The 7,347-nt window shown below is 74.0% G+C and carries 8 protein-coding genes; 5 read left to right on the top strand and 3 right to left on the bottom strand.

Translation table 11 applies throughout. The annotated features are described in order from the left end of the window. Positions 1 to 13 precede the first annotated feature (13 nt). From EF918_RS29740 to EF918_RS29730, 3 genes are read left to right on the top strand one after another with little or no spacing between them, the layout of a single operon-like run. Positions 14 to 322 (top strand): PAAR domain-containing protein, encoded by a 309-nt coding sequence (locus EF918_RS29740; RefSeq protein WP_125652036.1) that lies wholly within the window; start codon positions 14 to 16, stop codon positions 320 to 322. A gap of 9 nt (positions 323 to 331) precedes the next feature. Continuing rightward, positions 332 to 1,018 (top strand): response regulator transcription factor, encoded by a 687-nt coding sequence (locus EF918_RS29735; protein WP_125652035.1) that lies wholly within the window; start codon positions 332 to 334, stop codon positions 1,016 to 1,018. Beyond that, positions 1,015 to 2,373 carry a HAMP domain-containing sensor histidine kinase gene (locus EF918_RS29730; protein ID WP_125652034.1) on the top strand — a complete coding sequence of 453 codons (1,359 nt, stop codon included), beginning with the start codon at positions 1,015 to 1,017 and terminating at the stop codon, positions 2,371 to 2,373. Before EF918_RS29735 ends, EF918_RS29730 begins: the two co-directional genes overlap by 4 nt. Positions 2,374 to 2,574: 201 nt before the next feature. On the opposite strand, the gene EF918_RS29725 is transcribed toward EF918_RS29730, so the two are convergent. Then, entirely contained in the window at positions 2,575 to 3,471 is an 897-nt protein-coding gene (locus tag EF918_RS29725) for a hypothetical protein (RefSeq protein WP_125652033.1), read from the bottom strand. Between the two features lie 366 nt (positions 3,472 to 3,837). On the opposite strand from EF918_RS29725, the gene EF918_RS29720 reads away from it, so the two are divergent. Further along, positions 3,838 to 6,114 (top strand): hypothetical protein, encoded by a 2,277-nt coding sequence (locus tag EF918_RS29720; protein ID WP_125652032.1) that lies wholly within the window; start codon positions 3,838 to 3,840, stop codon positions 6,112 to 6,114. Positions 6,115 to 6,265: 151 nt separating this feature from the next. After that, positions 6,266 to 6,625 (top strand): hypothetical protein, encoded by a 360-nt coding sequence (locus EF918_RS29715; protein ID WP_125652031.1) that lies wholly within the window; start codon positions 6,266 to 6,268, stop codon positions 6,623 to 6,625. A gap of 36 nt (positions 6,626 to 6,661) precedes the next feature. Here EF918_RS29715 and EF918_RS29710 read toward each other — a convergent pair whose 3' ends face one another. Together EF918_RS29710 and EF918_RS37780 are read right to left on the bottom strand one after the other, a co-directional pair. Beyond that, positions 6,662 to 7,123, bottom strand: a complete 462-nt coding sequence (locus tag EF918_RS29710) for a hypothetical protein (protein ID WP_125652030.1) — start codon at positions 7,121 to 7,123, stop codon at positions 6,662 to 6,664. Then, a partial coding sequence (locus EF918_RS37780) for a hypothetical protein (RefSeq protein WP_221889771.1) occupies positions 7,120 to 7,347 on the bottom strand: 228 nt, incomplete at its 5' end. The genes EF918_RS29710 and EF918_RS37780, both read right to left, overlap by 4 nt.

Below are 7,347 nucleotides of genomic sequence, written 5' to 3'. Positions count from 1 at the left end.
ACCGACCCCCACCCTGCTCCCGTTCCCCTTCTCCGGCACCCTCACCACCGGCTGCGTCGCCACCGTCCTCATCGGGGGCAGGCCCGCGGCCGTGGTCGGCTCCAAGGCCTTCAACGTGCCGCCCCACCTGCCGCCCACCCCACCCGGCGGAACGTTCCTGCGCCCGCCGGACAACAGCGGGACGGTGAGCGCCGGCAGCGCCACCGTGCTGATCGGCGGCAAGCCGGCCGCCCGGTCCGGCGACACCGTCCTCACCTGCAGCGACCCGGCCCCCGGCCCCAACGCCCGGATCACCTCCGCCGGCACCGTCCTGATTGGCTGACCACCACCCATGGCCCATGTGCTCCTCGTCGAGGACGACGACCTGATCCGCCGTGCCCTGACCCTCGCGCTGGAGAGACTCGGACACCGCGTCGTCGGTGCGAGCACCGGCGCCGAAGGGCTCACCCTCGCCGTGAAGGACGGGGTCGACATCATCGTCCTCGACCTCGGACTGCCCGACCTCGACGGCATGCAGGTGCTGAAGATGCTCCGCGCCTCCCTCAGCATCCCCGTCGTCATCGCCACCGCCCGGGACGAGGAGGCACAGACGGTGGCCGCCCTCAACCTCGGCGCCGACGACTACGTCATCAAGCCGTTCTCCGCCGAACACCTCCAGGCCCGGATGGCCGCCGTACTGCGCCGCACCCAGCCCGACCCGCTCAGGCCGCCGCTGCGCGTCGGCGGCCTGATGGTCGACCTCGTCGCCCACTCCGTCCTGCTGGACGAACGGGAGCTGGAGCTGCGCCCCAAGGAGTTCGCCCTGCTGTCCTACCTGGCCGAACGCGCCGGCCGGATGGTCAGCAAGGCCGAACTGCGCGCGGAGGTCTGGCAGAACGCCTTCGGCGTGACCGACAAGACCGTCGACGTCCACCTGTCCTGGCTGCGCCGCCGGCTGGGCGAGAGCGCGGTCGCGCCCCGCTACCTGCACACCGTGCGCGGTGTCGGGGTCAAGCTGCAGGCCCCGCCCGCCGCATGAGATGGCGCATCGCCCTGCGGGTGGCGTTCGCCGCACTGCTCAGCACCGCGATCTTCGCGCTGCCCCTGGCCCTCTACGCGCGTCACACCTACCTCCAGGAGGCCGGCATCGAGGCCCGCGCCCGCGCGGTCTCGCTGGCCACGGTCCTCTCCGACATGCCGGGGGACGAACCCCGGCTGGAGGGAGAGGTACGGCGCTTCGTCGCCCGCCAGCCCGGTGTGACGGTGTTCTTCCCCGACGGCCGCACCGTCGGCGAACCGGTCGACCCCGTACCCCACGCGGTGCGCCGGGTCGCGGAGCAGGAGACCTTGACGGCCGTTCGGGCGCGCCTGGCCCCCGGCCCGTGCGGACAGGCCATCCTCATCCCGGTGATCAGCCAGGACGGGCACCCCCTCGTGACCGCCGTGTTCATCGACACCAGCCGGCAGTGGGCGCTCATCCACCGCGTCTGGACGGCGATCGGGCTGGCGCTGCTGCTGCTGCCGGTGTGCGCGGCCCTGCTCGCCGACCGGTTCGGGCGCACCCTGGCCCGCCAGCACGACCAGCTGGTGCGGGCGGCCACCGCGATGGCCGGGGGAGACCTCACCGTCCGCGTCGCCCTCGCCGGGCCGCCCGAACTGATCCGCCTGGGCAACTCGTTCAACTCCCTGGCCAGCAGGATCGAGGACCGGGTCAAGGCCGAGCGGGAGGCCGCCGCCGACTTCTCCCACCGGCTGCGCACCCCCGTGGCGGCCCTGATGCTCCAGGCCCAGTCGCTGGCCGACCCCAAGGAGTCCGCCCATGTCCTGGAGAGCGCCAGACGGCTCCAGCGCGAGGTCAGCTACGTCATCGAACGGACCCGCCACCCGGCCCTCGACCACCACGGGGCCAGCTCCGACCTGGCCGCGATCGCCCGGGAACGCGTCGCGTTCTGGGAGCCCCTCGCCGAGGACCAGCTGCGGTCCTGCCGCTTCACCGTCAGCGGCAACGAGCACACCGTCCGCGCCCCGGGGGAGGCCCTCGCCGCCGCGGTGGACGCCCTGCTGGGCAACGTGTTCAGCCACACCCCCGAGGGCACCGGCCTGAGGGTACGGGTCGTGGGACACGGGGGCGCCCGGGTACGCCTGGTCGTCGAGGACGACGGCCCCGGCATCGACCCGGCCCACCTGCGCCGCGGGGCCAGCGGATCCGGCTCCAGCGGCCTGGGGCTGGACATCGTCCGGCGGCTGGCGCAGTCCACCGGCGGCGGCATCTCCCTGACCTCCCCGCCGGGCGGTGGCGCCAGGGTGCAGGTCGTCTTCGGATCCCCCGACGGCCTGGAGCCCCTGGCCCCGCCCCCCGCGGCCGCGCCGCACCCCGCCGGCCGGGACCGCTGACGGCGAAAGGACGGGCCCGCTCCTCACTGTTCCCCCGCCCTTCCCCGCTCCTCCCCACTCTCCCCTGTCCCGGCCGGGCCCCGGGCCCGCACCACCCGCTGGGAGACCGGTGGCTGACGACCGGCCCGGAGGACGGCGCGCTCCGGAGCCCGGCGTGGATTCCCGGGCCCCGGGGCTGCCGCCCCCCGGGGCCCGGGGGACTCAGGCGCCGTTCGTGCTGTTGCGACGGCGCGTGTAGAGGGTGATCCCGAGCAGGGCGGCGCCTCCGGCCGCCGCGATGCCGGCGGCGGTCAGGTCGGCGGTGCCGGACGAGGCGGCGGCCGGGGCCATGCCGGTGTCGACGGAACCCTTGGGGACGACACGCTGCTCGGACGGCACCGGCTTCACCTTGGCCTCGGGCACCACGGGCTTCACCGGGGCGTCGGGCGTCACACCGAGCACGGTGAGCTTGGTGACGGCGAACGGGCTGGCGCCCTTGACCTCGCTGAAGGCCGAGACCCGGTAGTCGTCGCCCTTGACGTCCTTACCGATCCGGGCCGTGCCCGTCCAGACGTCGCCGCTGCCCTTCTTGAGGGCGACGGACTTGTCGGCGAAGGCCTCCGACAGCACGTTGACGGACTTCGGCGCGGTGCCGCCGTCCAGCTTCAGCTCCACGTTCACGTCGGAGCCGGCCTTGACCTTGCCGGGGGTGACGGTCAGGGTGCCCTTGGAGGCCGGGGGAGTGCCGACGACCTCGAAGGAGGCGTTCGCCGAGACCTTCTGGCCGTCCGCGGTGCCGCTCACCGTGATCTGGGCCTGGCCGGGCGTGGCGTCGGACTTGACCTTCCCGGTCGCCTCGTTGCCCGTGACCTTCACGTCCTGCAGGGCGGCGGAGGAAACCGTGACGTCCTTCAGGCCGTCGTCGAAGGTGACTGTCACCGTGGCGCCGGGCTTCGCCGACGTCGGGGTCACGGTGACCTTGAGGTCCTGGGCCGGCTTCTGGGTGGAGGTGATCGGCTGGAGGGGAGCGGTCTGGTCGGCCGCGAACGCGGCCGCCGGGGAGCCGATGGTCACGGCCGCCGCTACTGCCGCCGCCGAGAGAACGAGTGCCTTGCGCATGATGGGGAACCTCCTGTGGGCCGGACCTGTTCCGGCTCGTCAGCCATGACCCACATTCTTCGCCCGCCGATCGCCCGCCCGGCGCGGGCAGCAGCGCCCCCCGGCAAAGGTCCTTCGGTACGACGGCCCAGCTCAGGGGCACGAGAAGAGAATTCCATCAGAGGCCCTTTGCCCCGATTTTGAGGACCATGGTCCCGGGGGTGAGGCCCGATCGGGGAACCGATCGACCGACCCCGGCTCCCCCGCCCGGCGGAGTGCCCCCGGGGGCAGTCAGGACTGCCCTGTTCCCTGGCCCGTCGGATGCCTCCACGAGGCGGGGGCGCCCCCTATCGTTCCGGGGACGGGTCAGCGGGAAGGAGCACACACGTGGAGGGCGGCACGTTCCCCGACGGGCACCTGGAGGTCCTCGGCCGGCTGAGCGACCGCCAGCGCCAAGTGGTCCAGGTCCTCGGCGGCGTCGACCTGCGCGACCCCCTGGAGGGGCGCGTCGAGACCTGGCTGCAGGTGGCCGAGCGGATCGTCGAGGCGGAGCCTTCGGCCTTCGACGAGTGGACGATCGGCGAACTGCTGCTGCGGTGGGACACGGAGGAGAGCCTGCCGTCCTTCGTCCTGCGCGAACTGCGGTTCTCCGACGACGAGGTGGAGCAGATCCAGGCACTGCTCCCGCTGGCCCGCACCCAGTGGTACGTGAGCCAGGGCGGCCGGCCGGACTCCTCGGCGCCGGCCGACGGACGCGCCCGCTCCCGCAGGGCGGCGCCCCCGCCCGCCGCGGCGGAGCGCCGCTACACCGACGTCGCGGTGTGGGCCGGAGACATCTGGACGGCCGTCGACACCCGGCGCGGCCGCCGGGTCTACCTGCGCAGTGCCTCCCGTCCGGGGCAGACGGCCAAGTGGAGCGAACGGCCGCCCCGTTTCCAGAACCTGAGCAGGTTCGGCACCGGCCACTGGCGCGGCTACGACATGGCCGCCGGCCTGTGGATGTACCTCGCCCACCCGGGCAGCACGGCCCCTGACGAGCACCACAAGGGGTGGACCGACCGGCCGCCCGCCGTGGCGGACGGAGCCCCGGCCGAGGACGAGGACGAGCAGGCCCCCGAGCTCGACGAGGCCGTGCAGGGCCTGGTGAACGCCGTCCGCTGGGAGGACATCAGGCTGGAGGACCTCGCCGACCCCGTGCACCACCTCGACATCTGGGCCCGGACCCCTTCGCTCGGCCGCCTGGCAGAGCGGGCGGCCGACCTGGACCGGGCGTTGGTCGGCGGCACCGACGGCGCGGCACGCAACGAGGCGGGCCGCGCGGTCGCCCGCCTGCACGCCGAGATGGAACGGGTCGGCTCGCGCTTCGAGGTGATGGACGGCTGGCCCGCCGGCTGGGCCGCGGACCGGGACGCCGGCCCCGAGAAGTACGCGCGGATGCTCAAGCTCGGCTGCCTGGAACTGCGCGGCGCGGTCCGCAGGATCGCCCGGTCCCCCGTGGGCGCGAACCCCCGCGCTGCCGCGGCCGAGCGGGCGGCGGGGAAGGCCGAGGGGGAGGTGCGCCTGGCCATGGGCGGGTTGATGAACTTCGCGTGGGCGGTGGGACGGGACCGGTGCCCCAGCGAGTGGTTCGCGGACCCGCTGCACGCCGCCGACCGCCTGTCCGCGCTCTCGGCCCTGCACGAGGGCTGCCCGGACCTCGCCACGGGCGCACGCTACGTCGACGAGGCCGTCCGGCAGTTCCGGGCAGGGTCGCTGCCGGGCAGCGCGTACGACAGCGTGCTCACCGAGTTCCAGAAGCTGCTGCGCCGCTACGCCGAGCACCTGTTCGCCCTCCAGGACCGCTGGCCCGCCTGGGACGGCGCCGAGGCCGAGCTGCCGGACGAGAGCCCCACCGCCTACGCGGCCATGATGCGGCTGGGCTGGCAGATGCTGGAGGCCGAACGGCAGGAGCTGCGCACCTTCGTCGGCTGGGAGACCAGCACCCGCAACCCCAACATGCCCAAGCCCAGGTCCCCGGGCAACGCCCGGCTGTCGCGCGTACGGGCCCGCATCCCCAAACGGGCCAGACCGCTCGCCCCGCTCGTCCTGCCCGACGTCGACAACCTACGGGTCCTCGCGTACGCCGTGGCCGACCACCGCTGGCCGGCCCAGGCCCTCGCCCACCCGCTGAGCTGGGTGGACGCCTGGCGGTCCGACGCGGAACTCAAGAGCGACTACCCGGAGTTCTGCGAGCGCGCAGCCGAGGTCGCCCGGCTCTACGGGCAGCGGCAGGCGCACGGGGAGACGTACAAGGACGCCGTCGCGGGCCTCGTCGCCGTCCTGGAAGCGGTCCGCGTGGGTCTGGGGCTGCTGGGCAACGGCTGGCCCGCGGACTGGGCCCAGGGCGGCCGGAAGGTCCCCGCGGACTCCCCGGCGGTCCTCAAACACCTGATCGACGAAGGCAAGAAGGAACTGCGCCGCTCCGCGCGCAACCTCGCCCTGGACCTCAGGAAGGAATCAGCGGCCGACGGGGCCGGCCGGCGCGCCCCGGGCCGGGGCTCAAGGCGCGGCGCGCCGGCCGACCGCGCCGGACACACCCCGCCGCCGAGCCGGCGCGGTTCCCGGCGGCGCCAGCCGTCGACGGGCGAATCGATCCGCCGGCTCTTCTTCGGCCAGGGCCGTTGAGGCCCCGGCGCACCCGCCGCGCCCGGCAGGTGCGAACGGGCAGTCCAACGTGCACCGTTCGCGGAGCGCTGGTCTGCGTCCGGGGCGGTGGTGGGGCGGTGCCCGGGCCACGAGAGTGGGTCCGTAGCCCGCACCCAGGAGGAGGACCGGCATGACGTTCCGCATCGACCGCGTCGTGGGGGCGGAGGCCGCCGCCGAGCTCGTCGACCGCTACCGTGCGGCCCTGTGCGAGCAGGACCTGCTGCCCGACGCCACGGCACTGGCCATCGCCCGCCAGGCGTACGAGGACGGCTACATCTACGTCGTCGCCAGCCGCGGACAGGTGTGGAGCCGGCGCGAGTTCAGCCGCACCGATCCGCGCGAGCTGCGCGTCATCACCGTCAGCAACACCACGGTCGGGGGGCACACGGCCCTGTGCCAGGAGCCCCTCGGACTCTTCCACGTCGTGCCGCTGAGCGAGCTCGCGGAACGCTTCGTCCTGACCGAATGGCCCGACCCGGCGCACGGCTGACACCGCGCCGGGCCGGGCCGGGACCGGCTGCCGCGCTCAGATGCCGCGCAGGGCGTCCTGGAGCGCCTCGCTCAGCTTCCCGGTGCCCACGGCGTTGAAGTCCACCGGCCCGGCCCGGTGGATCGGGCTGACGTAGTGCTCCCGGCCCAGGTGCGGGGCTTCGAGGAGGTACAGGTTCAGCCGGGCCATGAGCCCGATGCGCGGGATCCGGTCCTTGGCGTCCGTGGAGGCCCGCACGTCGTGGTCCGGGTGGTTCCAGGTGCTGTCCTCCCATTTGACGTCCTGCGGCAGCCGGATCGACGCCACGGACCAGTGCGCGTGGTCCAGGACCACGTCGATCTCCGCCTCCACCGACAGGTCCACCTGGTCGAACTTCAGCGTGCCGCCGAGCGTGAACGCCGTCGGCCCGGTCGCCGAGAGCGGGGCGACGGAGGACCAGTCCAGCAACTCCGCCTCCTCGGGGAGGAGGCGGACGAGCCAGTCGGTCGTGCGGTTCATGCGGAGTCTCCAGAAGGGTTCGTGCCCTGGCCGTTGCCGGGGCCGTTGTCCGGGCCGTTGCCGTTGCCGTTGCCGTTGCCGTTGCCGTTGCCGTTGCCGTTGCCGTTGCCGGGGCCGTCGTCACGCCCGCCGCCACCACCACCGCCTCCATGGGGAGGCGGCGGCGGGGTCGTCCCGCCGCCGCCTCCCCATGGCCGACTCTTATAGACATCTCCGAGCCAACG

Source organism: Streptomyces sp. WAC06614 (assembly GCF_003949795.1).
Lineage (GTDB): Bacteria > Actinomycetota > Actinomycetes > Streptomycetales > Streptomycetaceae > Streptomyces.
The sequence above is the reverse complement of the archived record's forward strand: the minus strand, read 5'-3'. Positions and strand labels throughout refer to the sequence as shown.

What these genes read in the sequence shown, in the direction of transcription:
- EF918_RS29715 (WP_125652031.1), top strand. Translation starts at nt 6,266, where the DNA reads ATGACGTTCCGCATCGACCGCGTCGTGGGGGCGGAGGCCGCCGCCGAG.
- EF918_RS29730 (WP_125652034.1), top strand. Translation starts at nt 1,015, where the DNA reads ATGAGATGGCGCATCGCCCTGCGGGTGGCGTTCGCCGCACTGCTCAGC.
- EF918_RS29725 (WP_125652033.1), bottom strand. Translation starts at nt 3,471, where the DNA reads ATGCGCAAGGCACTCGTTCTCTCGGCGGCGGCAGTAGCGGCGGCCGTG.
- EF918_RS29735 (WP_125652035.1), top strand. Translation starts at nt 332, where the DNA reads ATGGCCCATGTGCTCCTCGTCGAGGACGACGACCTGATCCGCCGTGCC.
- EF918_RS29710 (WP_125652030.1), bottom strand. Translation starts at nt 7,123, where the DNA reads ATGAACCGCACGACCGACTGGCTCGTCCGCCTCCTCCCCGAGGAGGCG.